Below are 25224 nucleotides of genomic sequence, written 5' to 3' on the forward strand. Positions count from 1 at the left end.
CGACGCTCACGCGGTACGCGCCACGCGTCGCCCGACCGAGCGCCGGCGCGTTCGAGCAACCGCTGAGGCGGCCGCCGCGGGAGCGACCGCCTCACCGACGACACGACGCACGGCAGCGGCGAGCGGGGAGCGGGGAGACGTCTCTGCCACCGGTCGAGCCGCCAGCACCGCCGCGTCGGCCGAGCGGGGATCGAGGGGGACGAACCAGACGTCCTCAATCCCGGCGAAGCGCTCGAGTGTCCGACGCACCTGCCCTCGGGCGTCCACCCCGAGAGTGCCCGGGCGCATCCTGTTCGCGACGACGACGACGCGCGTCGCCCCCACCGCAGCACGCAACTCGGCGTGCGCGCGAAGGAAGCGCGATACGCCCACGGGATCGGCCGACAGCACGGCGACGATCATGTCGGCCTCCTGCAGCACGCCGAGTGTCGCAGCGTTGCGTCGTGGCCCGTCGAGGTCGCTGACGATCTCCTCGTCGGTCTCGAGAGAGGCCGCGACGTCGACCACCACGTGGTCGGCCCAGCCCCGGCAGGCACGCAGCGCTCCCGTCACGCGTTCATGCGTCAGCTCGGGCCACCTCCCGGGACGGTTGATGCCCGTCAGCACGTCGACGGGACCCGCGCCGGCCCCGATGGGCACGCTGATCCGGCTCAGCTCTTCATCGTCGAGCTCGGCGAGATCGACCTGGCGGCACGCCGCGGCGAACCCCGGCCCCTCGTCGGCGAGCCCGAGCATCACCGCGAGCGCGGGCGCGTGCGTGTCGGCGTCGACCAACGCGACCCTCGCGGCGCTGCGTCGCAGCTCGACCGCGAGCTCGATGGCGAGGGTCGAGCGGCCGGGCGCGCCGTGGGGGCCCCATACGGCGATCACCCCGTTCCCTCTCGGCGGTGCCGGTGCGGCGGCGAACGCCGCGGCGGGGCTGGCGAGAGCGTCGGCGAGCACCCACCCCTCGACGTCCAGCGGGAGCGGCCGTGCCAGTCCGAGCAGCCCTGCGTCGCGCCGGGCCCACGGGTCGTCACCGAGCACGACGACCCTGATTGCACGCCGATGGCACTCCTCCACGAGCATCCGCGACAGGCCTCGAGGAGACGACTGCACCACGAGCACGTCGGCACCCGCGGCGAGGATGTCGCGCGGCGTGCGCGCCGCAGCATCCGCGTCGACGACCGCGGCGACGGTCAGACCTTCGCCGCGGAGCTCGGATGCGAGGCGGGAGCCCCGTGCCCCGTCGACCGCGACGACGACGGTCATGGCGTCGCTCCGGCGATCGGGACCACCGACAGCACCGAGCCGTCGGACTGCGCCCCGAGGATCGTTGCGACATCGGCTCTCGCGATCACGAGCTCGAGCGTCGCGGTCGGGCGTCCGACCATCGCGTCGTCGCGGCTGACGCGGGCCACCGTGGCGTCGGCGACGAGGATGCGCGGCGCCTCGAAGGTGTCGCGATCGAGAGGGGGTGCGTACCAGACCTCCACACGCGTACCCACCCCGATCGCCTCGGAGACGTCGGTCGTCGAGCGGACGACGACGCTGGTCGTCCGGGCGTCGCCGGCACCGCCGACGGCGTCGACCGGCACCAGCTCTCCCTCCCCGATCGTCCTGGTCGCCACGAGTGCGTCTTCGAGCGCCGAAGCCGAGAGATAGGACCGGCGCGCCGGGCCGAGAGCGACGTCGACGACCCGGAGATCGGAAGGGGCCACCGCCTCCCCCGGCACGATCGTGCGCGTCGCAGCGTAGACCGGTTCGGTCTGCCGGGCCGCGGCCACGACGAACCAGACGCCGGCGATGGAGATCGCGATGAAGACGATCCCGACCAGGAATCGGGCGTCGGCCCAGAACGTTCGAGGTCGCCGGCGAGGAGAGTCGATGGCCGTCATGGCGACCATGGTGCAACGAACCGCGCCGTCGCGGTGGCGATTATCCACAACGGCGCGGGTCGAAGCGGAGCCGGCGTGGCGACGCTCATAATGAAGACATGCCAGATGTCCCCCCGACCGGCGCGCGGATGCTCGCGCCGTCGCAGGTGGCCGAACTGCTCGATGTGACCGTCGAGGAGGTCATCGCGCTCGTCCACGACGGACGCCTTCGAGGCGCCCGCGTCGGCACGCCCGCGAGATGGCGAGTCGACGAGGACAGCGTCGGGGGGTACCTCGACGATCAGGCGGAGGAGGCGCGGCGGATGGCGCTCTGGCGCCAATCGAACGCCGCCAGCTTCCCCGAGCTCTGGGGCCGAGGAAGCGTGCGCAACCCCGACTGACCGAGTCCCCTCGCTCACACCGCGATCGGCGCGACGATGCCGATCCAGGCGACCGAGGCGAAGGGGATGATCCGGTACGCCGAGACGTCCGCGCGACGGCGCGGCGAGCCCGGGTCGTGCAGTGCGAGATCGAGGTGGTCGGCGCCCGCCCGGTCGATCGTCCCCGAGAACACGCGCGCGGACGTCGCGTGGATGCTGACCCCCGCCCGGCGGCGCACGAGATCGCGCACCGCGAACCCGAACGTCGCGCGGCGGGAGACGGGCGCCTTCGCGGTCGCGCCGACGGGCCGCGCGGTGCGCAGAAGCTCGGCGTGAGACATGCGCACAGCCGTCACGGAGGCCAGCGGGACGAGCGCGGCTCCGGCGCGGGTCTGCCAGGGAGACACGAGCAGCCAGTCCGCTCCGAGAGCGGTGACGGGGGCATCGAGCACGGTGCCGTCGACGAGTTCGAGCGCTGCGGAGGCGTCGGCGCCGACCATCGCGGCGACACGTTCGTGGAGGGTCAGCTTCGACAGCCGCAGGCGCTCCGCTTCGCTGTCGAGAGCGGCGCGCTCGGCCTCCCACTCCGACTCCAGCTGATCTTCGATGTCTTCGAAGAAACGGTCCCATCGCATGACGCCGACGTTAGGGCAGCCTCGAAGCAGCCCCGGCCTCTTATCCACATCCCGAAAAAGTTCGGCAGCCGTAGGAGATGTTGTGCTGTACTGAGCGGAAAGTTCCCCGCTGGACTCAACGACACCCCCCCGGTCGAGATAGGCGCACTGATGGCACCGATGTCTACGAGCACTGCCCGCGCATTCCCCCTCACGGTTCGATCACTGGAGATCGACGAGTACTTCGCTCCCCAGCCCACTCGCTCCAGTGATCTGCCCGCCCCCGCACCGCTGCTGCGCAACCTCACGCTGGGCGTCCTCGAGGTGCTGGCCGGCGTCCGTGAGATCGAGCAGCTCTCGCGCTGGCTCACCGAAGATGCCTACCGCAGCCTCCTGACGCGCGCCAACCTCGCCACCCGGGCCCGCAGCGCACGAGGGGTGCCCGCCGCGCGCCCGGTTCACCGGATCCTGTCCGTGCGCGAGTGCGTGCCCGCCGACGGAGTCGTCGAGGCGGTCGTGATCGTCGCGGGCCCGGCGCGCACCCGCGCCGTGGCCATCCGGCTGGAGGGGATGGACCGTCGCTGGAGGGCGACGTCGCTCGCCCTCCTGTGACGCTAGGGGCGGTAGGAGGAGAGGAAGTTGCCGAGCCGCTCGATCGCGTCGGTCAGAACCCGCGCCTCCGGCAGCGTCACGATGCGGACGTGATCGGGCGTCGGCCAGTTGAACCCCGTGCCCTGCACGAGGAGCACGTGCTCGGCGATGAGGAAGTCGTGGACGAACTTTCCGTCGTCGGGGATCTCGTAGACCTCCGGGTCGAACCGCGGGAAGGCGTAGAGCGCTCCCTGCGGCATCACGCAGGAGACACCGGGGATCGCCTCGAGGCCCTGCCACGCCGCATCCCGCTGCTCATGGAGCCGACCCGTCGGCGCGATGAGCGCGTCGATCGACTGCACCCCCGAGAGCGCCGCCTGAACGGCGTACTGCGCCGGCACGTTCGGACACAGACGGGTCGAGGCGAGGAGGGTGATTCCCTCGATGAACCCCTTGGCGTGGTCCTTCGGACCGGTGATGACGAGCCAGCCCGACCGGAACCCCGCCACCCGATAGGTCTTCGACAACCCGTTGAAGGTGAGGCACAGCAGGTCGGGCGCGACGGTCGCGAGCGGGATGTGCTGCGCGTCGTCGAAGAGGATGCGGTCGTAGATCTCGTCGGCGAGGAGCAGCAGCGAATGCTCGCGCGCGACGGCAGCGATCCCCTCCAGCACCTCCCGCGAGTAGACCGCACCCGTCGGGTTGTTCGGGTTGATGATGACGATCGCCTTGGTGCGCGGGGTGATCTTCGACCGGATGTCGTCGAGATCGGGCTGCCACCCGTCGAGCTCGTCGCAGATGTAGTGCACCGGCGTACCGCCGCCGAGGCTCGTCATCGCCGTCCAGAGCGGGTAGTCGGGTGCCGGGATGAGCACCTCATCGCCCTCGTCGAGAAGCGCCTGCATGACCATCGTGATCAACTCGGACACACCGTTGCCGAGGTACACGTCATCGGGATCGAACAGCGGGAATCCGGGCACCTGCTCGTACCGCGAGACGACCGCGCGGCGCGCCGACATGATGCCCTTGCTGTCGCTGTAGCCGTGGGCATGCGGAACGGCGTCGATCATGTCGCGCACGATCTGGAAGGGTGCTTCGAAGCCGAACACGGCCGGGTTGCCGGTGTTCAGCTTGAGGATGCGGTGCCCCTCGCTCTCGAGCCGGTCGGCCTCGATGAGCGCCGAACCACGGATCTCGTAGAGGACGTCTTTCAGCTTCGACGACTGGTCGAGCGAGCGTGGCGAGGTCATCCAGTCAGAATAAACCCGCCCCGAACCGGCCAATGCTCATCGCGTGGACCGGTCCGGGGCCGCGGTCACTTCTTCTTCGGGGCGGCCCGCCGCTCCGCACGGTTCTGCGGGGCAGCCGACGGAGCACCCTGGCCGCCGTCGGTGCGCTGTCCGAAGGCACCGCGCGGCGCCTCGGCGACGGGCGCTGCGGAGGGCACGGATGCCGCGGCCGCTGCCTGACGCACGCGGTTCGTCGCCGCCTGCTGCACCTGCCCGCGGTCGTTGCGCACCTCGACCTCGCCGGCGTCGTTCGCGGCGGAGTACTCCAGGCGCTGACCCTCCACCGGCGGCGCGGCGAGACCCTTGGCCTCGACCTCGGCCTCGTCGCCTTCGGCGCGACGCACCTCGACCTCGAGGTTGTAGAGGTATCCGACGGACTCCTCCTTGATCTGGTCCATCATCGACTGGAACATCTGGTACCCCTCGCGCTGGTACTCGATGAGCGGGTCGCGCTGTGCCATCGCGCGCAGGCCGATGCCGTCCTTGAGGTAGTCCATCTCGTAGAGGTGGTCGCGCCAGCGGCGGTCGAGCACCTGGAGCACGACGCGACGCTCGAGCTCGCGCATGGCGGGCGCGCCCAGTGTCTCCTCGCGGTTCTTGTACGCGATCATCGCGTCGGAGAGGATCTCGCGCTTGAGACCGGCCGCCGTCACCCGGCCCTTGTTGCCGGCTTCGGCGACGACCTCGTCGATGGTGACCGAGACGGGGTACATCGTCTTCAGCTCGGTCCAGAGCGCGTCGAAGTCCCAGCTCTCGGTGTGGCCGCTGCCGGTGTGGTCGTCGATCACCGTGCTGATGGCGTCTTCGATGAAGTGCTCGACGCGCCCGGCGATGTCGTCGCCGTGCAGCATCTGGCGACGATCGGCGTAGATCGCCTCACGCTGGCGGTTGAGGACGTCGTCGTACTTCAGCACGTTCTTGCGCACCTCGGCGTTGCGCGCCTCGACCTGGGTCTGAGCGCTGCGGATCGCGCGCGAGACCATGGTCGATTCGATCGCGACGTCGTCGGGGAAGTTCGTACGGGCGAGGATCGCCTCCGCCGCACCCGACTGGAACAGGCGCATGAGGTCGTCGGTCAGAGAGAGGTAGAAGCGGCTCTCGCCGGGGTCGCCCTGACGGCCCGAGCGACCGCGCAGCTGGTTGTCGATGCGGCGCGACTCGTGCCGCTCGGTACCGAGCACGTAGAGACCCCCGGCCTCGACGACCTTGGCGGCCTCCTCCGAGACCACGTCCTTCGTGCCCTGGTAGACCGTGTCCCACTCCGACTCGTACGCCTCGGGGGTCTCGACGGGGTCGAGGCCCTTGGCCTTCATCTCCTGCACGGCGAGGAACTCGGCGTTGCCGCCGAGCATGATGTCGGTACCGCGACCGGCCATGTTCGTGGCGACCGTGACCGCGCCCAGACGCCCGGCACGAGCGACGATCTCGGCCTCGCGCGCGTGGTTCTTCGCGTTGAGCACCTCGTGCTTGATGCCCTTCTTCGCCAGCAGCCGCGAGAGGTACTCGCTCTTCTCGACGCTGGTGGTTCCGACGAGCACCGGCTGGCCGGTCTCGTGGCGCTCCGCGATGTCTTCGACCACCTGGGCGAACTTGGCCGTCTCGTTCTTGTAGACGAGGTCGGACTGGTCCTTGCGGACCATCGGCTTGTTCGTGGGGATGGGCACCACGCCGAGCTTGTAGGTCGACATGAACTCCGCGGCCTCGGTCTCGGCCGTACCTGTCATGCCCGCGAGCTTGTCGTAGAGACGGAAGTAGTTCTGCAGCGTCACCGTGGCGAGGGTCTGGTTCTCGGCCTTGACCGGCACGTTCTCCTTGGCCTCGATGGCCTGGTGGATGCCCTCGTTGTACCGGCGACCCACGAGGATGCGGCCGGTGTGCTCGTCGACGATCATGACCTCGTCGTTCATCACGACGTAGTCGCTGTCGCGCTTGAACAGCGCGAGCGCCTTGATCGAGTTGTTGAGGAACGAGATGAGCGGGGTGTTGGCCGACTCGTAGAGGTTGTCGATGCCGAGGTAGTCCTCGACCTTCTCGATACCGGGCTCGAGCACACCGATCGTGCGCTTCTTCTCGTCGACCTCGTAGTCGACACCGACCTCGAGAGTGCGAGAGATCTTCGCGAACTCGGCGAACCAGCGGTTGGCCTCGCCCGACGAAGGACCGGAGATGATCAGCGGGGTGCGCGCCTCGTCGATGAGGATCGAGTCGACCTCGTCGACGATCGCGAAGAAGTGCTCGCGCTGCACGAGGTCTTCCTTGCGCCACGCCATGTTGTCGCGGAGGTAGTCGAACCCGAACTCGTTGTTCGTGCCGTACGTGATGTCGGCCGCGTACTGCTCGCGGCGCACCTGCGGCGTCTGACCGGCGACGATGACGCCCGTGGTCATGCCCAGCGCGCGGTAGACGCGGCCCATGAGCTCGGACTGGTAGCTCGCCAGGAAGTCGTTGACCGTGATGACGTGGACGCCCTTGCCGGCGATCGCGTTGAGGTAGACCGCGAACGTCGCCGTCAGGGTCTTGCCCTCACCGGTCTTCATCTCGGCGATGTTGCCGAGGTGCAGGGCCGCGCCGCCCATGATCTGCACGTCGTAGGGACGCTGGCCGAGGGTGCGCTTGGCCGCCTCGCGGATCGCGGCGAACGCCTCCGGCATGAGCTGGTCGAGCGTCTCGCCCGCTTCGTGACGCGATCGCAGCTCCGCGGTCTCGCCGCGCAGTTCGTCATCGGTCAGCTGCGCGTAGTCGTCTTCGAGTGCGTTGACCGCTTTGACCACCTGCTGGAGCCGGCGGAGGATGCGCCCCTCTCCGGCGCGGAGCAGTTTCTCGAGAGGATTGGCCACGGAGGATCTCCATCTGTCGGGTGCGGCGCGAAGGCCCGCCTGCGAACAGGCATATGACGCCCATGTTATCCGTTCGTGACCTCGGAGGAACCAGGGTGCGCACGTCCACTGCGCGCCCACGGCGAACAGTCGGCTTCGACACCGCACCGGGATCGTAGGATCGGAACATGGCCGGGTTCTGGGGAAAACGCAAGCGCGAAGAGCAGGATGCGGCGGATGCCGACCTGATGCGGCGAGCCGAGATGGCGATCGTCGCGGCCGATGAGCGGGTGCGCCTGACCGCGGATGAGCTCGACTTCGCGGTCGCCGAACTCGGCGAGTCGGCCACCGCAGACCTGCGCAACGCCCTCGACTCCGTGAAGACCCACCTGAGTGAGGCGTTCCACCTCCACCAGCTCAATCACGATGAGATCCCCGACACCCCGGAGGAGCTCCGCACCCGCAACGCCCGCATCATCCAGCTCTCCGAGTGGGCCGAAGACCTGCTCGAGGAGCGCACCGCGGTGCTGCAGGGCGCGATCGAGAAAGTGCGTCGCGCGCCCGAGGTGCTCGAACGAGTGCGCGCCGACCGCGAACGCCTCTCACTGCGGGTGCCCGCCGCCCGGGATGCCGTGCAGCGGCTGTCGACCAGATACAGCCCCGCAGCGCTGCAGCAGATCTCGGGCAACCCCGAGGAGATCGAGCAGCTGCTCAGCTTCGCCGGTCACACCACCGACGTGTCGGAGCGCCGTCGCGAGGCCGGCCAGCGCGAGCAGGCCGGGGTCGCCCTCGAGGCGGCGACGGAGTCGATACGCCGTGCCGAGTCGCTGCTCGACGCCATCGACTCCTACGAGATCGAGGCCCTGCGCGCCGAGTCGACGCTCGCCGCCGTGGTCGAGGACTCCCGTGGCGACCTGGTCGATGCGCGCAGCGGTCCGCAGACCCCGGCCGTCCGCGAAGCGATGGTGGCGCTTGAGAGGGCCCTGGCCGAGCTCCCGGCCGGCGGAGTGCGCGACGACCCGTTCGGCGCGCTCTCGCGACTGCGTCAGGCGAACACCGAGCTCGACGCCGCCCGCGAGCGCGCCTCGCGGCCGGTCATCCCCCAGACCCACGTGACCCACGCCGTCGACGACGCCGATCGACAGCTCACGGTGGCCCGCAGCATCATCTCCGGCCACCGCGGCTGGATCGGAGCAGACGCGCGCACGCGCTTCGCGGAGGCCGAGCGCCTCCGCGCGGAGATCCCCCTCGGCCCGATCGACGAGGAGGCGCGCGAGCGCACGATCGCGCAGGCCCGGCGGGTGGCCGCCCTGGCGTCGGAGGCCCTCCAGCTCGCGCAGAACGACATCGACTCCTCGCGCCCGAACGACTGGGGCGGCGACGGGTGGGGCGGAGGCCGCGGCGGTGGACGCGGCGGCGGCATGGGCGGCGGCAACATGGTCGGCGGCATGCTCGGCGGCCTCGTCATCGGGTCGCTGCTCGGCGACATGTTCGACGGCTGATCGGCTCGTCGCAGCATCCGCTCGCCCACAGACCGCGAGACCCGATCTCCGCGGCGAGACCCTGACAGAAAGCCAGGGTCTCGCCGGTCGGATCGGGTCTCGCGGTCTTCGTCAGGGGGACGTCAGGATGCTGCGCGTGCCTCCGGAGCGGCCTGCGTCTCGAGGGAGATCACGCCGTAGTCCCAGCCCTTGCGGCGGTAGACGACACTCGGGTGATCGGAGCGGGCGTCGACGAAGAGGAAGAAGTCGTGTCCGACGAGCTCCATCCGGTCGACGGCCTCCTCGACCGTCATCCACTCGGCGTCGAACTGCTTCGTTCGGATGACGACCGGCGTGTAGTCGGCCTCGTCGTCCGCCTGGACGACGGGCACCTCACCCGTCGCGACGGCGTGCAGCAGCTCGGCGGAAGCGGGCTCGATGTCGATGCCCGCGAGCGATCCGCTCTCCTTCTCGAACTTCGCACCCCGCGGGTGGTTGCGCGCGTCGACGCGCTTGTCTTTGGCTCGACGCAACTGCTCGGCCATCTTGTCGACGGCGAGATCGAGGGCGGTGAACTTGTCGCCGTCCGTTGCTTCGGCCCGTACGACCGGACCCTTACCGCCGAGGGTGAGCTCGACGGTCTCGTCTTCCATCCGCCCGTTGTGATAGGCGCGATGGGTGACTTTCACTTCGAGGCCCTGCGCGCGCGGCGCGAGGGTTTCGATGCGTGAGGCCTTCTCTTCGACGACTGTTCGGAATCGTTCCGTGATCCCTACTCCCACGCCGACGATGTTGGTGTCCATCCGTGACCTCCTTGTTCCGGGTTCGCCCAATCGGCTTGTTCGGTGCCAAGGGCGAACGGTCCGTCGCCTTGCTAGTCCCCCCACCGTAGTCGTGACGACCGGGCCTGTCACGCACGAAACTCGGATGCGATGAACCTCATCGGATTCGCCTAGCGAAGGCCCTCGCGACGCCTCGGCGTCGCCGCGGCCGTCGCCGCTCCCACCACGTCGGCTCCTGCCGTGCGCAGGGCCCGGACGGCCTCGCCGAGGGTCGCGCCGGTCGTGACGACGTCGTCCACCACGATCACCCGGCGGCCCGCGACCCCCCGCGCGACCAGACTGTGCTCGACATTCGCTCGGCGCTCGTCGATGCCCAGCGCGCGCTGGTCGCCCGTGGCCCTCACGATGCGCAGAGCCCTGTCGACGGGAACCCCCGCTCGGCGCAGCAGCAGCTCGGGCACGCGGTATCCGCGTCGTCGCATCGACGCGGTCGAGGTCGGAACCGGAACGAACGCGGCGCCCGCGGGGAGGACGGCGAGCGCCGCGCCGAGAGCCGCCCCGAGCGGGCGTGCGAGGGCCGTGCGCCCCTCCTCCTTCAGCGTGCGCACGACGCGGGCAGCTCTGCCCTCGAAGCGCACACCGCTCCAGACCGCCACGCCGTCGATCACGCGGCTATGCGGCTCGGGCTCGAGCGCGGCGAGGCACTCGGCGCACAGGGCCAGGTCTTCGGCCCCGCACCCGGCGCACTCGACGGGGAGGACGAAGGCGAGCGCGTCGGCGAGCGCGCGCCGGATGACAGCGGAGTCCATCGCGTCATCGTCGCGCGTCCAGCCTGCGCGGAAGCGCCCCGGGCACGCAGGCGAGAACGGATGCTGCCTCCCGCCCGCCTGGGGAGGAGACGGGTTACTCCGCCGAGCCCTGCTGAACGCCGAGTACAGCGATGTCGCCGGCTGCTTCCTCCCAGTTCGCGCCACGCTGGATGAGCAGCGCTCCGTCGAAGGTCCGCAGGCGGACGCTGGAGTTGCCGCCCGAGATGCTCACGGCGTCGGACGTCACCGCGTTGGACGACCCTCGCCCGCCCACCGGCTGCAGCAGCACGGTCGATCCCTGCTCCGAGGCGAGGAGCACCCCCACGCTGACGTCGTCGAGCCAGGCAAGGTCGAGTCCCAGCGACGACGTGGTGGCGAGCACCTGCGGTTCGCCGACGGCGACGGGCACCCCGCCTTCGCGCGTGATGGCGGCGACCCACACCTCGGTGCGGTCGCTGGTGAGCACCAGGGCGGCGAGCCGCGTCCCGTCGCGCGAGACCTGGAACGCCGCGATCTCGACGGCGCTCGTCCAGAGAGAGGCCGACACCGCGACGGGCTCGCCCTCCAGGGGGTACACCGTGAAGGCGTCGGGGTTGCTCGCCGATGCCGACCACACCGCTCCCTGCGTGTCGAGCGACGGCACGACGAGGTCGACGGAGCTGCCGTCGAGAACCTCGTACGTGCCGTCCGCGAACGCACGCAGGATCGCGCCGTCCGTGTTCTGGACGGCAGCGGTGCGACGGTCGGCGGCGAGGACGACGGATGCGGCGTCGATCTCGCGCACGGCACCGGAGATGCCCGGGACGGCCTCCACGGTGTTCGAGCTGAGGAACCCGAACTCACCCCCGGCGATCTCGACGAGGGGGTTGGAGTTCACGCGGGTGGAGCGCACGGCGACGGCCTGCGCCGTGACGGGCGTCGTGCCGACGTTCATCTGCACCTCGGCGACGCCGACCGTCTCGAGGCTCTTCTCGAGCTGGGTCTGCATGCGATTGAGGGTGAGATCGTCGAGCGCGAGGACGGCCGGGGTGAACTCGACCTGCGCGGTGGTGCCGCCGTCTTCGAGCGGCACGGCGCTGCTGGCGAGGGTCACGTTCTCGGGGAAGGCGTTGGCGATGCCCCGCGCCAGCCACTCGCTCGGCGGGCCGTCGACGAGGGCCTGGGCGACCCTCGCCGCGATGAGGGTGTTCGGGAACCACCGCTCATCGGGCACGAGGTAGGTGTAGGTCGGATCGAAGTACATGATCGACGCCGGCCGGAAGACGCTCGCGAAGACCTCCTGGTAGAGCACGATGCCGTTCGGGGCGCGGTCGATGCGCCAGCCCTCGTCGGTCTGCACCAGGTGGAATGCCAGCGAGATCGGTCTGCCGTCGGCGGGTGTGTACTCCCCCGTCTCCGAGACGAACGCCTCCGCGGTCACGCGCTGGGTGATCTCGACGGAGTCGGACCCTTGCGACGGCGTCGGGGACGGCGATGAGGGCGCGGCGGCCCGCTCGCTGAGTCGGTCGATCGTCACCGACCTCGGCTGCCATTGGGGCGCGAAGTCCGTCGTGAGGTATTCGCGAGCGGTCTTCCAGTCGTTCTGCGCGCCGACGCCGGCACGCAGGAACCCGTCGACGATCTGCTGGGGCGACGCGCCGGCCTGCGGCGGATCGGGGACGAGGTCGAACGGCGGCGAGTCGTCGGCCTCGCGAGGAAGGAGTCCCGGCTGCACCGGCCCCGAGGTCGGCAGCCCCGTGCAGCCGGCCAGGAGCAGCAGCATCCCCACCGCGAGCGCGGCGATGACGCGCCTCACGAGGCACCGTCCGAGACGTGGATGGGCTGGGTGAGTCCCAGCGCACCGAACGGGGCGGCCTCGCCCTCCCGCGGCGCGAGCGGAATGGGCGAGCCCTCCACGTGCGAGCCGTCGCGCGGCAGCGTCAGCACGAAGTGCGATCCCCGGCCCGGCTCCGACCACACCGCCAGGGTGCCGCCGTGCAGACGCGCGTCTCCCAGGGCGATCGAGAGCCCGAGACCGGTGCCGCCGATCGTGCGTTTGCGAGAGGGGTCGGCGCGCCAGAACCGGTCGAAGACGCGCTCGGCGTCGGCCGGCAGCATCCCCATACCGTAGTCGAGCACGCCGAGGGCGACGGTGCGCTGATCGCTGTCGACCGTGATCACGATCGGTCGTCCCTCACCGTGCTCGATGGCGTTGCCGAGCAGGTTGCGCACGATGCGTCGAATGCGACGCGGGTCCATCTCGACCGGCGAGTAGCCGCCGGGCGCCACGAGCCGGACGTCCGATCCGTGCTGCTGGGCGAGCTGCGACATCGAGGCGATGACGTCTTCGGCGAGGTGGGCCAGGCTCGTGGGCTCGAGCTCGAGCTGCACCGACCCGGCGTCGTACCGGCTGATCTCGAGGAGGTCTGTCAGCAGCGTCTCGAAGCGCTGCACCTGGGCGTGGAGCAGCTCGGCCGCCCGCGCCGTCGCGGGGTCGAAGTCGTCACGGCGATCGTTGAGCATGTCGGCTGCGAGACGGATCGTCGTCAGCGGGGTACGCAACTCGTGCGAGACGTCGGAGACGAATCGCTGCTGCACGAGCGAGAGGTCGGCGAGCTCCTTGATCTGCGATTGGATGCTGTCGGCCATCGCATTGAACGAACGCCCGAGTGTGGCCAGCTCGTCGTCGCCCCGGACGTCCAGTCGCACCCCGAGGTCGCCCGACGCGAGCTTCGCGCTCGTGTCGGCGGCCTCGCCGATGGGGGTCGTCACCGAGCGCAGCACGTACCAGGCGATGCCGCCGATGAGGATGAGCAGCACGATGCCGACCATCCACAGCACGAACTGCACGAACGAGAGGGTCTGAGCGGGACTGGCGAAGTCGTAGGCGAGGTAGAGCTCGTAGGGCCCGACGTCGGGGATCTCGAGCTGCTGGCCGACCACGATGCCGGGAACCGTGCCGCCGCCCGACGTCGGAAGGGGCACCGACTGCCACCACTGCGAGCCGCTGTCGCCGTTCTGCACCTGCTCGCGGAGCCCCGACGACAGGATGCTCTCGTCGAACCCGCGAGACGTCTGGTTCTGGGGCGCGAGCGGTGAGATGTCGGTGCCGATGCGGTAGAAGGCGAACACGTCGCTCGAGGCCTGCTGCAGCAGAGGCTGCTGGATGCTGGTCAGGAGGTTCTGCCTCGCCACCGCGCTCTCACCGGTGTCCACGGTCGATTCGAGCGTCTTCTGCGCCGCGATCGTGGCGTTCTGGGAGCTCTCGAGCACCTGGTTCAGCCGCGATTGGAAGAGGTCGTTCTGGATCGCGAGGGCCATGCCGACGCACGCCACGAGGATGGCGAGAGCCGTCAGTCCTACCGTCAGCAGCACCGTGCGGAATCGCAGCGAACGACGCCACAGCGTCGCCAGTCGCGTCGGCCACGCCCGCCAGTCGCGGATGACGCGCACCGTCGAGGTGATGACCGGGCCGGTCATCAGGGCCTCACACGACCGCCCCGGCGCGGTATCCGACGCCGCGCACGGTGGTGACGATGCGCGGGTTGTCGGGGTCGTTCTCGACCTTGGCGCGGAGGCGCTGCACGTGGACGTTCACCAGGCGGGTGTCGGCCTTGTAGTGGTAGCCCCACACCTGCTCCAGGAGCATCTCGCGGGAGAACACCTGCTGCGGTTTCGACGCCAGCGCGACGAGGAGTTCGAACTCGAGCGGGGTCAGTCCGATCGGGGCGTCGCCGCGGCGCACCTCGTGCGCTGCGACGTCGACGGTGAGATCGCCGATGCGTAGGGTCTCGCTGCTCGGCTGGCCTGCGGGGCGCAGACGCGTGCGGATGCGCGCGACGAGCTCCTTCGGGTTGAAGGGCTTCATGATGTAGTCGTCGGCGCCCGACTCGAGCCCCTTCACCACGTCGGCGGTGTCGGTGCGGGCGGTCAGCATGATGATGGGCACGCCCGATTCCGCACGCACGCGGGTGCAGATCTCGATGCCGTCCATCCCGGGGAGCATGAGGTCGAGCAGGATCAGATCGGGCCGCTCGCGCCGCCAGGCGTCGACGGCCTGCGCTCCGTCCGCGCAGAAGGCCGTCTCGAATCCCTCGGTGCTCAGCACGATGCCGATCATCTCGGCGAGTGCGGTGTCGTCGTCGACCACCAGGATCCGTGAAGTCATATGCGCTTCGCCCTCCCGCGTCCGGCCCAGGCGCCATGGGCCCGCGCATCAGCCTCCCCGTGCGCTCCCCACAGAGTAGTCGACGTGTCGGAGAGGTAGCCGCATCCGCCGCGTGGCGTATGACACGATGGGACGACCGCCGCAGCACGAGGAGGCACCGACCGTGACCGCGTATCCGGCCTGGAGCCCCGCCCCGAGACCGGGCATCGTCCCGCTGCACCCCTTCGGCTTCGGCACGATCCTCGGCCGCTCGTTCGTGGCACTCCGGCAGAACCCGAAGGTGCTTCTGGGCTTCGCGCTGTGCGTGCAGGTCGTCTCCTACATCGTGCTCATCGTCGCCACGGGCGGGGTGGCGTTCGCGTCGTTCTCGCGTCTGGAGACCATCCCGTCGGGAACCGACGACTACGACGCCGTGATGATCGGATCGATCGCCGCGACGGGCATCACCGGCTTCGTCCTCGGTCTCGCCACCGCCGCCCTCGGAGTCATCGTTCAGGGTGTCGTGGTGAGCGAGGTCGCCTCGGCCGTCGTGGCCGAGAAGCCCACCCTCGGCGAGATCTGGCGACGCGTGAAGCCGGTCGCGTGGCGCCTCATCGGCTACACCTTCCTCGTGACGCTGGCGGCTCTGATCGCCATCGCGGTCGTCGGCGGGCTGCTGTTCGCGGTCGGTGTCGCGGTGCTCCCGCTGGCGATCCTGGGCGGCATCCTCGCCGTCCTCGGAGCGATCCCGCTGTCGCTCTGGCTCACCACGAAACTTCTGCTGGTGCCGGCGGTCATCATCCTCGAGCACGCGAGCATCCGCACGGCGATCGTCCGGTCGTGGCGGCTCACCCGCGGGCGGTTCTGGCCGACCCTCGGCATCGTGGTGATCATCTCGTTCACCTTCGGCGCGATCGCACAGCTCATCAGCATCCCGACCTCCTTCATCTCCCTGGGGTTCACCACCGCTCTGACGCCCACGGGCGATCCTGAGCCGACAGCGATCATCGGCTACATCGCGTCCACCCTGCTCACGCAGGTGCTCACCCTCTTCGTCCAGTGCGTGGCCGTCATCGTGCAGTCCACCGCGACCGCTCTCATCTACGTCGACTGCCGCATGCGGCACGAGGGACTCGACCTCGACCTGCAGACCTACGTCGAGCGCAGGGACGCCGGCGGAACCGGTCTGCCCGATCCCTACCGCGAGAACATCGGGCGCACCGTGGGCCCGCGACCTGCGCAGTACCCCTACCCGCCGCAGGGGTACGCTCCGCCGCAGGGGTACGCGCCCCCGCCGGGGTACGACCGCCCCGCGCCCGCGCAAGCCGGGCCGAACGAGGCCGCGCCCCCCGCTCCCCCGGCTCCGACCGCGCCCGCCGACCCCTCGCCGACCCGCTGGTCCGCGCCGGGCGACGGCTCGTGACGGCCCCCGCGATCCTGACCCACGTGCTCGCCGCGGCTCCGCTCTCGCCCGACCGCGATGCCGCACGCGAGTGGGCTGAGCGCGAGCTCTCCGACCCGCGATACGCCGCGGCGGAGCCGAACCTCCTCGATCGAGCCGCGCGCGCCGTGGTCGAGTTCGTCGGCGGCCTGTTCAACGGACAGCTCACGGGCGACTGGGGGCCGGTGGCCGCGATCGTCGTCGCCGTGATCGTCGCGGTGCTCATCGTGGCCGGACTCCTCGTCTGGGGTCGGCCGCGGCGCAGCGCCCGCCTCCCCGCCCTCACGACGCCGCTGTTCGGCGACGCCGATGCACGGACGGCGGCCGACCTGCGTCGAGACGCTGCCGCCGCCGCATCGGCCGGCGAGTGGAACGACGCCATCGTGCTGCGCTTCCGCGCGCTCGCCCGCGGGCTCGCCGAGCGCACCCTCGTCGAGGTGTCGGCCGGCACGACCGTGCACGGTTTCGCACGACGGGCAGCGCTCGTCTTCCCCGCCGAGTCTCAGCGGATGGATGCGGCGGCCGCCGCCTTCGACGACGTGCGGTACCTGCGGCGCCCCGGAAGCGAGACCGCCTACCGCGCGATCAGCGCCCTCGACGACGATCTCGCTCGCGCGCGTCCGGCCCTGGCGGGCGTCTCATGACCGTCACGACCGAGCGCACCCGCGTCGCCGCCCCACCGAGCCGCCTCCGACGCGCCCTGCTCGGGTGGGGGGCGATCGTCGCGGCGGTGGTCGCGCTGGCCCTGATCGGCACGGTGCTGGCCGGCGACGGGTGGGCCGAGCGCGACGCCCTCGATCCGGAATCCGCGGGCCCTGCGGGCACCGGCGCACTCGCACGCATCCTCGTCGACCAGGGCATCGACGTGCGCGTGACCCGCGATCGCGCCTCGGCGCTGGCCGCCCTCGACGGCGAGGCGACGCTGGTCATGCCCGACGCGCCCGCACTCTCGGACGAGGCGATCGCCGAGCTCGCATCGGCGGCCGGTGAGGTCGTCATGCTCGAACCGCGCAGCAGGACCCTCCGCCTCCTCCTTCCCGGCGCACAGCTCGCGGGATCGGCCGGCACCGACGAACTCGCCCCCGCCTGCGACCTCGCGGTGGCCCAACGCGCGGGAGGGGTGATCGGCGGCTCGCTCATGACCCCCGGCGACGGCATCACCGGCTGCTATCCGTCCGACGAGGGGTTCGCCCTGCTCGTCGGCGAGACGGGGCCGACGCGCGTGACGGCGGTGGACGGACGGGCGATGTTCGCGAACGACGTGCTCGCCGAGGCCGGAAACGCCGCTCTGGCCCTCGGCATCGTCGGAGCGCATCCGCGCGTCGTCTGGTACGTCCCTTCGCTCGCCGACTCCGACATGTCCACCGCCGCGCCCACTCTCGGAGAGTTGACGCCGCGCTGGGTGACACCGGCGTTGGTGCTGCTCCTGCTCGCCGCCGTCGCCGCGGGGTTCTGGCGCGGGCGCCGATTCGGTCCGCTCGTGGTCGAGAACCTGCCCGTCATGGTGCGGGCCTCGGAGACGACGGCCGGGCGCGCTCGCCTGTACGCCCGTGCGCACGATCCGGGGCACGCTCTCGACCAGCTGCGACTCGGTGCGCTCGAACGTCTCGCGCGCACGCTCGGTCTGTCCGTCACCGCGCGTCCCGAGAGCATCGTCGACGCCGTCGCCGCGCGCCTGGGCAGCGACCGCGCGTCGGTGCGCAGCATCCTCATCGACACCACCCCGCGCAGCGACGGCGACCTCGTCGAGTGGGCCGCCCGCCTGCGCGACCTCGAGGCGCGCGTCCACGCCGCCGTTCGACCCGAAAGGAACACCCCATGAGCCACGAAGAGACGGTCGGATCCGACGACGCCGCCCTCCGCGAGGGGATGCACCGCGTGCGGCTCGAGGTGGGCAAGGCCGTGGTCGGCCAGGACGGCACCGTGACCGGGCTGCTCATCGCCCTGCTGGCGGGTGGCCACGTGCTGCTGGAGGGCGTGCCGGGCGTGGCGAAGACGCTGCTCGTCCGCTCGTTCAGCCGCGCACTCGGGCTCGACACGAAGCGCATCCAGTTCACGCCCGACCTGATGCCCGGCGACGTGTCGGGATCGCTCGTGTACGACGCGCGCACCGGCGAATTCGAGTTCCGCGCCGGGCCGGTCTTCACCAACGTCGTGCTGGCCGACGAGATCAACCGCACCCCGCCCAAGACGCAGGCCGCGCTTCTGGAGGCCATGGAGGAGCGGCAGGTCTCCACCGACGGCATCACGCGCCCCCTCCCCGAGCCGTTCCTCGTCGCCGCCACCCAGAATCCGGTCGAGCACGAGGGCACCTACACCCTTCCCGAGGCGCAGCTCGACCGCTTCCTGCTCAAGCTCGTCGTGGGAATGCCCGATCGCGATGCGGAGGTCGCCGTGCTCCGCCGTCACGCCAACGGCTTCGACCCGCGCGAACTCGGCGACGCCGGAGTGCAGGCGGCCGTCACGCCGGCGCAGATCCTCGCCGCCCGCCAGGCCGCCGCATCCGTCGCCGTCGCCGACGACGTGCTCGCCTACGTCGTGGACCTCGCCCGGGCGACCCGCGAGAGCCCCTCCGTCGAACTGGGGGTGAGCCCGCGCGCCTCGACGGGCCTCCTCGCGGCGGCGAAGGCATGGGCGTGGCTCGGCGGGTACCCCGCGATCACCCCCGACCACGTGCAGACGATGCTCGTACCGACGTGGCGCCACCGCATCCGGCTGCGTCCGGAGGCCGAGATCGAAGGAGTGTCGGTCGACGCGATCCTGTCGTCCGTCGTCCAGCAGACCCGCGTCCCCATCTGATCGCGCGCATGTTCGTCACCGGTCGTCTCGCTCTTCTCGTCGCCCTCGGCGTCGTGCCCGTCGTGGTGCTCTCTGTCGCAGGGGTGAGCCCGTGGGCCGCCACCGGCGTGTGGGTGCTGCTCGCGGTCGCGGCGATGGGGGCGGATGCTGCGGCTGCGGCCGATCCGCGTCGTGTGTCGGTCGAACGGCGCGTCCCCTCGCGCGTGCTGCGCGAGGAGCCGCTCGCCACCGAGCTGCTCCTGACGAACGCCGGCGTCCGCCGACTGCGCGGCCGGGTACGCGACGCGTGGCAGCCGACGGCCGGTGCATCGGCCGCTCGCCCCACCGTCGACCTCCCGCCGGGCGAGCGCCGATCGGTGCCGATCGCCCTCCGGCCGCGGCGTCGCGGCGAGCTCGGCACCGACGGAGTGGCCGTGCGCTCGAACGGACCGCTCGGTCTTGCGGGCCGTCAGGCGTGGATCGACGCCCCCGGCCACGTTCGCGTGCTCCCGCCGTTCACGTCGCGACGCCACCTGCCGTCGCGCCTCGCGCGCCTGCGCGAACTCGACGGCAACACGAGCGTGCAGGTGCGCGGCCAGGGAACGGAGTTCGACTCCCTGCGCGAGTACGTCCGCGGCGACGACGTGCGTGCGATCGATTGGCGTGCCACCGCCCGGGCGGGCACGACCATGCTGCGCACGTGGCGTCCCGAACGCGACCGCCACATCGTGATCGTGATCGACACCGGGCGCACGGCCGCCGCCCGCGTGGGAGACGGCGTGCGCCTCGACGCCGCGATGGAGTCGGCCCTGCTGCTCGCCGCCCTCGCCGTGCGCGCGGGCGACCACGTCCATCTCCTGCTGTTCGATCGCGCGGTGCGAGGGCGGGTGACCCGTCTCGACGGCCCAGCGCTGCTGCCGGCGATGGTCGACGCCATGGCACCGGTCGAGCCGCAGCTCATCGACACCGACTGGGATGCCGCGTTCGCGCAGGTGCGCCGACTCACGGGTCGCCCGTCGCTGGTCGTGCTGCTCACCGCCCACGACGAGCCGCTCGCCGCCCGCGGGTTCCTCGCCAGTCTCTCCGGGCTCACCGATCGCACCCGCGTCCTTGTGGCCACCGCCACCGACGCCGATGCGTCGGACCCGACCTTCGACGATGCCTCCGACGTCTACGCCGCCGCCGCGGTGGAGCGCGCACGGCGCGATGCCGGGCGCGTCGCGGGCGCCGTCCGCCGCGCCGGGGGCGAGGCTCTCGTGGCCGACGCCGAGGCCCTTCCGCCGCTCGTCGCCGACCGATATCTGGCGCTGAAGGCGGCCGGGCGTCTGTGATCCCTCCCTGGGGAGATTCCGCAAGAGGCGAATGCATACGCCCTCCGTCATACGGAGCGGATTAGGGTTGCAAGGATGTGGCCGCGAGCTCGCGCACACGCAGTGCCCCGCCCCGTCGACCGCCGTCACTACCGGAGATCTCTTGCACGGAAACGCCACGACCCGATTCGATGATGTCGCCCTCATCTCGGTCGCCAGCCAGCTACCCGGACGCGTCACCTCGTCCGACGATATCGAGCGCCGCCTCGCCTCGGCCCTGTCCCGGATGCACCTGAAGCCCGGACTCCTGCGTCGCGTCGCCGGCGTGCTCGAGCGGCGCAACTGGGCCGAGGGCGAATCCGCCGACACCTCGACCGTCATCGCCGCCCAACGCGCTCTCGCCGAGGCCGGCGTCGACCCCGGCGAGGTCGGGCTGATCATCAACACCTCCGTGACACGGAAGCACCTCGAGCCCTCGGTCGCGGTGCGTCTGCACCACGAGCTGGGCCTGCCGAGCTCGGCCGTGAACTTCGACGTCGCCAACGCCTGCCTGGGCTTCATCAACGGGATGAGCCTGGCGGCGGGCATGATCCAGTCGGGCCAGGTGCGCTACGCCCTCATCGTGAACGGTGAGGATGCGGACGACGTGCAGGTGAACACCGTCGCGCGCCTTCTGGGCAGCGACATCGACCGCGACTCCTTCATGAGCGAGTTCGCCACCCTCACGCTGGGCTCGGGATCGGCTGCCGCCGTGCTCGGGCGCGCCAGCGAGCACCCGGAGGGACACCGCATCCTCGGCGGCGTCACCCGCGCCGCGACCCAGTTCCACGAGCTCTGCGTCGGCAGCGTCGACGGCATGTTCACCGATGCCAAGGCACTGCTCAAGGGCGGCATGGAGCTCGTCATGTCTGCGTGGAAAGAGGCTCGGACGGACTGGTCGTGGTCGGACATGGACCGCTACATCACCCACCAGGTCTCGGCGGTGCACACCAACGCGATCGTCAAGGCGATCGGCCTCGACCGCAAGCGCGTACCCGTGACCTACCCGCATCTCGGCAACGTCGGGCCTGCCTCCATCCCGATCACCCTCGACGCGGAGAAGGCGACGTTGCGCTCGGGCGACCGGGTACTGCTCATGGGAGTCGGATCGGGCCTGAACACCGGCATGCTCGAGCTGGCCTGGTGAGTCGAGAGACCGGTCTCTCGGCGACCCTCCCGCCGGAGGGGCTGCCGGGCCTGGACCCCGATCTCTCCCGGGTCGTCGCCGTGCCGGGATTCGGCGTCGACGTCGGCCGCTCCCCGCGGTGGCACGTGCTCGACACCGGCGACGCACTGCGCCGCCTCGGGGCGGAGCCGCTCGGCACGATCATCGCCGTGCACGGCAACCCCACGTGGTCGTATCTCTGGCGCGACCTGCTCGCCGCGTCGCTGCGCCAGGCGGCCGACGGCGGCGACGCCTGGCGCATCATCGCGGTCGACCAGCTGGAGATGGGGTACTCCGAGCGCACCCCGCGATCCCGCGGGCTCGCGCAGCGCATCGGCGATCTCGCCGCGCTCGTGCGATCCCTCGCCCCCGAGGGGCCGATCGTCACCCTGGGGCACGACTGGGGCGGTCCGATCTCGCTCGGCTGGGCCGTCGAGAATCCGGCGAGGCTGGCCGGCGCGATCGTTCTCAACACCGCCGTGCACCACCCGTCCGACGAGCGCATCCCGTTCCCGCTCCGCGTCGCCGGGGCCCGAGGCGTGCTCGGTGCCGCCACCACGGTCACCACGGCGTTCCTCGATACAACGCTGTCCCTCGCCGATCCGAAGCTCGACCCGGCCGTGTCGGCGGCCTACCGCTCGCCCTACGCGACCACCGCGCGCCGGCGAGGGATCGGCGAGTTCGTCGCCGACATCCCCGCGACCCCCGACCATCGCAGCACGCCCGCGCTCGAGCGGGTCTCGGGCGCACTGAGCGGGATCGGTGTGCCCGCTCTGCTGCTGCGGGGCCCGAAAGACCCGGTCTTCCTCGAGAAGCACCTCGAAGATCTCACGCGGCGGATGCCGTGGGCCGACGTGCATCGGTTCGAAGGCGCCGGCCACCTGCTCGTCGAAGAGCGGCCGTACGCCCAGACGGTGCTCGCCTGGCTGTCCGACCGTGTCGCCCCGACCCTCGGCTCCACCGGCGAGGCACCCCCCGACGCGCCGGTCGCCGCATCCGCCCCGTCCGACGTGTCGACTCCCCTGTGGGATCGGCTGTTCGCCCGCCGCGACGACGACGGCACCGCCGTCATCGACATGACCGCCGGCAGCGACGGCGCCGCGCTGCGCGTCAGCTGGCGCCAGCTCGCCGATCGCGTCGAGCAGCTCGCCGCCGGGTTCCACCGCATGGGCGTGCGACGCGGCGATCGCGTCTCGCTGCTCGTGCAGCCCGGGCCGACGCTGACGGCCGTGCTGTACGCCTGCCTGCGCATCGGTGCGGTCGTGGTCGTGGCCGATCGCGGGCTCGGCATCCGCGGCCTCTCCCGCGCCGTCCGCAGTGCGAGCCCTCGGTTCGTCGTCGGAGAGGTCGCCGGCCTCGCCGCCGCACGTGCCCTCGGCTGGTCGGGCACGCGGATCTCGGCCGCTCGGCTCCCGTCGGCCACAGCACGGCTGCTCGGGGTCTCGCACAGCCTCGCCGACGTCGCCGCCCGCGGCGCGTCGGGTGTGCTCCCCGAGCCCCCCGCATCGAGCGACGATGCGGCGGTGCTCTTCACCTCCGGTTCGACCGGGCCGGCGAAGGGCGTCGTCTACACGCACGGACAGCTCTCGGCCCTCCGCGACGCGCTCGGCGATCATTTCGACGTCCACGAGGATTCCGGTCTCGTGACGGGCTTCGCGCCCTTCGCGCTACTCGGTCCGGCGCTCGGCACCCGCTCCGCGACCCCCGAGATGGACGTCTCCGCGCCGCGCACGCTCACCGCCACCGCGGTCGCCCGCGCCGTGCGGGAGTCGGCGGCGAAGATCGTCTTCCTCTCCCCCGCCGCGGTCACCAACGTCGTGGCCACCTCCGGCGATCTCGACGACGCCGATCGCGCGGCCCTCGCCGACGTGCGCACGTTCCTCTCCACCGGTGCCCCCGTGAGCCTCGAGCTGCTCCGCGCCGCGCAGCAGCTCATGCCCCACGCGGTCGCGCACACGCCGTACGGCATGACCGAGTGCCTCCTGGTCACCGACATCACCCTGTCCGACGTCGAGGACGCCGCAGCATCCGGACAGCAGGGCGTGTGCGTCGGAGCCCCGATCGGGTCGGGCCGCGTGCGCATCATCCCGCTCGACGAGGTCGGCCGGGCGACCGGCGCTCTCACGACCGACCCCGGGGTCACGGGCGAGGTCGTCATCTCGGCACCGCACCTCAAGCGCGGCTACCACCGCCTCTGGGCGACCGACCGCGAGGCGGCCCGCGACGTCGCATCCGATCCCTCCGCCCGATGGCACCGCACCGGCGACGTCGGGCATCTCGACGAGAAGGGAAGGCTCTGGATCGAGGGCCGGATGCCGCACGTCATCGCGACGAGCGACGGACCCGTCACCCCGGTCGGCGCCGAGCAGAGCATCGAGCGGGTGCACGGTGTCGCGCGAGCTGCGGTGGTCGGTGTCGGACCCGAGGGGCAGCGTCAGTGCGTCGCGGTGATCGAGACCACCGCGGGTGCCCGACGGGCAGCCCTCGCCGACCCCGAGCTGACCACAGCGATCCGCGAGAGCACCGATCTGCCCATCGCGGCCGTGCTTCAGGTGCGGGCGCTCCCGACAGACGTGCGTCACAACTCCAAGATCGACCGCTCGCGCCTCTCGGCGTGGGCCGACGGCGTGCTGTCGGGCCGCACACCGAGCGCGCCGTGATCGTCCTCGCCACCGGTACGTCCGGTTTCCTCGGGCGTGCGGTCGCCTCGGCGCTCGTCGAGGCCGGGCACGAGGTTCGCTCGCTGCAGCGCCGACCCTCGGGGGTTCCTGGCGTGACCGACGTGCTCGGGTCGGTCACGGACCGCGGCGTCGTCGACGGCGCCGCGCGAGATGTCGACGCCATCGTGCACCTCGCCGCGAAGGTCTCCCTCGCCGGCTCGCCCGCCGACTTCCGCGCGGTGAACGTCGACGGAACGCGGATGCTGCTCGACGCCGCAGAGGCGCACGGCATCGCCCGTTTCGTGCACGTCTCCTCCCCGTCGGTCGCGCACGCGGGAAGCGCCCTCGCGGGGGTCGGGGCGCAACCCGCCGACCCGGTGGGCGCGCGCGGCGAATACGCGCGGACCAAGGCCGAGGCCGAGATCCTCGCGCTCTCGCGTAACCGCGACGGTCTCGCCGTGGTCGCCGTGCGGCCGCATCTGGTGTGGGGCCCGGGCGATACTCAGCTCGTCGAGCGCATCATCGACCGCGCCCGGCGCGGGCGACTGCCGCTGCTCAACGGGGGAACAGCGCTCATCGACTCGACGTACGTCGACAACGCCGCATCCGGCATCGTCGCCGCTCTTCATCGCGCGCCCGACGTCGGCGGACGGGCGTACGTGCTGACGAACGGTGAGCCGCGCCCGGTCGGCGACCTCCTCGCCGGCATGTGCCGCGCCGCCGGCGTGTCCGTTCCTCGCGTCAGCGTGCCCGCGCCCCTCGCCCGCGCCGCGGGCGGGCTGATCGAGCGCGTGTGGGCCGTGCGCCCGGGCTCGGACGAACCGCCGATGACCCGGTTCCTCGCCGAGCAGCTCTCCACCGCGCACTGGTTCGAGCAGCACAGCATCCGTCACGACCTCCGCTGGTCGCCCGCGGTGTCCCTCGACGCCGGCCTCGCCCGCCTCGCCGCCCACTACGCCCGCTGAGCCGCGCCCGCCCGGGCTGCGTGCGGGTGTGCGCTGCTCGCGCCGCACGCGGGCTTCCGGCCCACACGCGGGCAATCCACACCCCAAAGCCCGCGCCCCGACCGATCCCCCGCGTCTCGGGG

21 protein-coding genes are annotated in these 25224 nt (G+C 71.3%); 11 read left to right on the forward strand and 10 right to left on the reverse strand.

The window, feature by feature from the left end:
* Positions 1-6: 6 nt before the first annotated feature.
* The gene (locus ABTU82_RS03550; protein ID WP_407171768.1) at positions 7-1251 is read right to left on the reverse strand and encodes a CpaE/TadZ family protein; all 1245 of its coding nucleotides are present in this window, start codon (positions 1249-1251) and stop codon (positions 7-9) included.
* Positions 1248-1877, reverse strand: a complete 630-nt coding sequence (locus tag ABTU82_RS03555) for a hypothetical protein (RefSeq protein ID WP_407171770.1) — start codon at positions 1875-1877, stop codon at positions 1248-1250. Before ABTU82_RS03555 ends, ABTU82_RS03550 begins: the two co-directional genes overlap by 4 nt.
* A 98-nt stretch (positions 1878-1975) precedes the next feature.
* Here ABTU82_RS03555 and ABTU82_RS03560 point away from each other — a divergent pair, with 98 nt between their 5' ends.
* Complete coding sequence (locus ABTU82_RS03560; RefSeq protein WP_205781190.1) at positions 1976-2257, forward strand: helix-turn-helix domain-containing protein; 282 nt, start codon at positions 1976-1978, stop codon at positions 2255-2257.
* 14 nt (positions 2258-2271) lie between these two features.
* Here ABTU82_RS03560 and ABTU82_RS03565 read toward each other — a convergent pair whose 3' ends face one another.
* Positions 2272-2871: a hypothetical protein gene (locus tag ABTU82_RS03565; protein WP_116646079.1), complete on the reverse strand. Its 600-nt coding sequence runs from the start codon at positions 2869-2871 to the stop codon at positions 2272-2274.
* A gap of 159 nt (positions 2872-3030) precedes the next feature.
* Between ABTU82_RS03565 and ABTU82_RS03570 the strand changes: the two genes are divergently transcribed.
* Positions 3031-3462, forward strand: a complete 432-nt coding sequence (locus ABTU82_RS03570) for an Rv3235 family protein (RefSeq protein WP_116646756.1) — start codon at positions 3031-3033, stop codon at positions 3460-3462.
* 2 nt (positions 3463-3464) lie between these two features.
* Here ABTU82_RS03570 and ABTU82_RS03575 read toward each other — a convergent pair whose 3' ends face one another.
* Positions 3465-4691, reverse strand: a complete 1227-nt coding sequence (locus ABTU82_RS03575; protein ID WP_116646078.1) for a pyridoxal phosphate-dependent aminotransferase — start codon at positions 4689-4691, stop codon at positions 3465-3467.
* Positions 4692-4756: 65 nt separating this feature from the next.
* Positions 4757-7567 (reverse strand): preprotein translocase subunit SecA, encoded by a 2811-nt coding sequence (secA, locus tag ABTU82_RS03580; protein WP_407171774.1) that lies wholly within the window; start codon positions 7565-7567, stop codon positions 4757-4759.
* A gap of 167 nt (positions 7568-7734) precedes the next feature.
* Between secA and ABTU82_RS03585 the strand changes: the two genes are divergently transcribed.
* Positions 7735-9048 carry a coiled-coil domain-containing protein gene (locus ABTU82_RS03585; protein WP_407171775.1) on the forward strand — a complete coding sequence of 438 codons (1314 nt, stop codon included), beginning with the start codon at positions 7735-7737 and terminating at the stop codon, positions 9046-9048.
* A gap of 122 nt (positions 9049-9170) precedes the next feature.
* On the opposite strand, the gene hpf is transcribed toward ABTU82_RS03585, so the two are convergent.
* The 5 genes from hpf to mtrA form a co-directional block, all read right to left on the reverse strand.
* On the reverse strand, positions 9171-9830 hold the full coding sequence (gene hpf / locus ABTU82_RS03590; RefSeq protein ID WP_121148980.1) for a ribosome hibernation-promoting factor, HPF/YfiA family: 660 nt from the start codon (positions 9828-9830) through the stop codon (positions 9171-9173).
* 149 nt (positions 9831-9979) lie between these two features.
* Positions 9980-10618, reverse strand: coding sequence for a ComF family protein (locus ABTU82_RS03595; RefSeq protein WP_407171777.1), 639 nt, complete (start codon positions 10616-10618; stop codon positions 9980-9982).
* 94 nt (positions 10619-10712) lie between these two features.
* Positions 10713-12413 carry an LpqB family beta-propeller domain-containing protein gene (locus tag ABTU82_RS03600; RefSeq protein WP_116646073.1) on the reverse strand — a complete coding sequence of 567 codons (1701 nt, stop codon included), beginning with the start codon at positions 12411-12413 and terminating at the stop codon, positions 10713-10715.
* Entirely contained in the window at positions 12410-14077 is a 1668-nt protein-coding gene (gene mtrB, locus ABTU82_RS03605) for an MtrAB system histidine kinase MtrB (RefSeq protein ID WP_116646072.1), read from the reverse strand. Before mtrB ends, ABTU82_RS03600 begins: the two co-directional genes overlap by 4 nt.
* Before the next feature lie 7 nt (positions 14078-14084).
* On the reverse strand, positions 14085-14765 hold the full coding sequence (gene mtrA / locus ABTU82_RS03610) for an MtrAB system response regulator MtrA (protein WP_116646071.1): 681 nt from the start codon (positions 14763-14765) through the stop codon (positions 14085-14087).
* Positions 14766-14928: 163 nt separating this feature from the next.
* Here mtrA and ABTU82_RS03615 point away from each other — a divergent pair, with 163 nt between their 5' ends.
* The 8 genes from ABTU82_RS03615 (at position 14929) to ABTU82_RS03650 (ending at position 25102) form a co-directional block, all read left to right on the forward strand.
* Positions 14929-16167, forward strand: coding sequence for a DUF7847 domain-containing protein (locus ABTU82_RS03615; protein ID WP_116646070.1), 1239 nt, complete (start codon positions 14929-14931; stop codon positions 16165-16167).
* Positions 16164-16829: a DUF4129 domain-containing protein gene (locus ABTU82_RS03620; protein ID WP_407171782.1), complete on the forward strand. Its 666-nt coding sequence runs from the start codon at positions 16164-16166 to the stop codon at positions 16827-16829. The genes ABTU82_RS03615 and ABTU82_RS03620 overlap by 4 nt, the downstream gene beginning before the upstream one ends.
* Entirely contained in the window at positions 16826-18007 is a 1182-nt protein-coding gene (locus ABTU82_RS03625) for a DUF4350 domain-containing protein (RefSeq protein ID WP_116646068.1), read from the forward strand. Before ABTU82_RS03620 ends, ABTU82_RS03625 begins: the two co-directional genes overlap by 4 nt.
* Positions 18004-18984 (forward strand): AAA family ATPase, encoded by a 981-nt coding sequence (locus ABTU82_RS03630; protein WP_116646067.1) that lies wholly within the window; start codon positions 18004-18006, stop codon positions 18982-18984. Before ABTU82_RS03625 ends, ABTU82_RS03630 begins: the two co-directional genes overlap by 4 nt.
* Positions 18985-18992: 8 nt before the next feature.
* On the forward strand, positions 18993-20294 hold the full coding sequence (locus ABTU82_RS03635) for a DUF58 domain-containing protein (protein WP_407171785.1): 1302 nt from the start codon (positions 18993-18995) through the stop codon (positions 20292-20294).
* A gap of 142 nt (positions 20295-20436) precedes the next feature.
* Complete coding sequence (locus ABTU82_RS03640; RefSeq protein ID WP_240606749.1) at positions 20437-21459, forward strand: 3-oxoacyl-ACP synthase III; 1023 nt, start codon at positions 20437-20439, stop codon at positions 21457-21459.
* Positions 21456-24137, forward strand: a complete 2682-nt coding sequence (locus ABTU82_RS03645) for an alpha/beta fold hydrolase (RefSeq protein WP_407171787.1) — start codon at positions 21456-21458, stop codon at positions 24135-24137. Before ABTU82_RS03640 ends, ABTU82_RS03645 begins: the two co-directional genes overlap by 4 nt.
* Complete coding sequence (locus tag ABTU82_RS03650) at positions 24134-25102, forward strand: NAD-dependent epimerase/dehydratase family protein (RefSeq protein ID WP_407171790.1); 969 nt, start codon at positions 24134-24136, stop codon at positions 25100-25102. The genes ABTU82_RS03645 and ABTU82_RS03650 overlap by 4 nt, the downstream gene beginning before the upstream one ends.
* Positions 25103-25224: the final 122 nt, after the last annotated feature.

The sequence above is a fragment of the Microbacterium deferens genome, from assembly GCF_045517775.1.
Taxonomy (GTDB): domain Bacteria; phylum Actinomycetota; class Actinomycetes; order Actinomycetales; family Microbacteriaceae; genus Microbacterium.

Bases quoted from the DNA above. Each gene is read 5' to 3' on its own strand.
- ABTU82_RS03560 (WP_205781190.1), top strand. From the start codon at position 1,976: ATGCCAGATGTCCCCCCGACCGGCGCGCGGATGCTCGCGCCGTCGCAG.
- ABTU82_RS03585 (WP_407171775.1), top strand. From the start codon at position 7,735: ATGGCCGGGTTCTGGGGAAAACGCAAGCGCGAAGAGCAGGATGCGGCG.
- ABTU82_RS03575 (WP_116646078.1), bottom strand. From the start codon at position 4,691: ATGACCTCGCCACGCTCGCTCGACCAGTCGTCGAAGCTGAAAGACGTC.
- ABTU82_RS03630 (WP_116646067.1), top strand. From the start codon at position 18,004: ATGAGCCACGAAGAGACGGTCGGATCCGACGACGCCGCCCTCCGCGAG.
- mtrA (WP_116646071.1), bottom strand. From the start codon at position 14,765: ATGACTTCACGGATCCTGGTGGTCGACGACGACACCGCACTCGCCGAG.
- ABTU82_RS03565 (WP_116646079.1), bottom strand. From the start codon at position 2,871: ATGCGATGGGACCGTTTCTTCGAAGACATCGAAGATCAGCTGGAGTCG.
- ABTU82_RS03625 (WP_116646068.1), top strand. From the start codon at position 16,826: ATGACCGTCACGACCGAGCGCACCCGCGTCGCCGCCCCACCGAGCCGC.
- ABTU82_RS03550 (WP_407171768.1), bottom strand. From the start codon at position 1,251: ATGACCGTCGTCGTCGCGGTCGACGGGGCACGGGGCTCCCGCCTCGCA.
- ABTU82_RS03570 (WP_116646756.1), top strand. From the start codon at position 3,031: ATGTCTACGAGCACTGCCCGCGCATTCCCCCTCACGGTTCGATCACTG.
- ABTU82_RS03555 (WP_407171770.1), bottom strand. From the start codon at position 1,877: ATGACGGCCATCGACTCTCCTCGCCGGCGACCTCGAACGTTCTGGGCC.
- hpf (WP_121148980.1), bottom strand. From the start codon at position 9,830: ATGGACACCAACATCGTCGGCGTGGGAGTAGGGATCACGGAACGATTC.
- ABTU82_RS03635 (WP_407171785.1), top strand. From the start codon at position 18,993: ATGTTCGTCACCGGTCGTCTCGCTCTTCTCGTCGCCCTCGGCGTCGTG.
- ABTU82_RS03595 (WP_407171777.1), bottom strand. From the start codon at position 10,618: ATGGACTCCGCTGTCATCCGGCGCGCGCTCGCCGACGCGCTCGCCTTC.
- mtrB (WP_116646072.1), bottom strand. From the start codon at position 14,077: ATGACCGGCCCGGTCATCACCTCGACGGTGCGCGTCATCCGCGACTGG.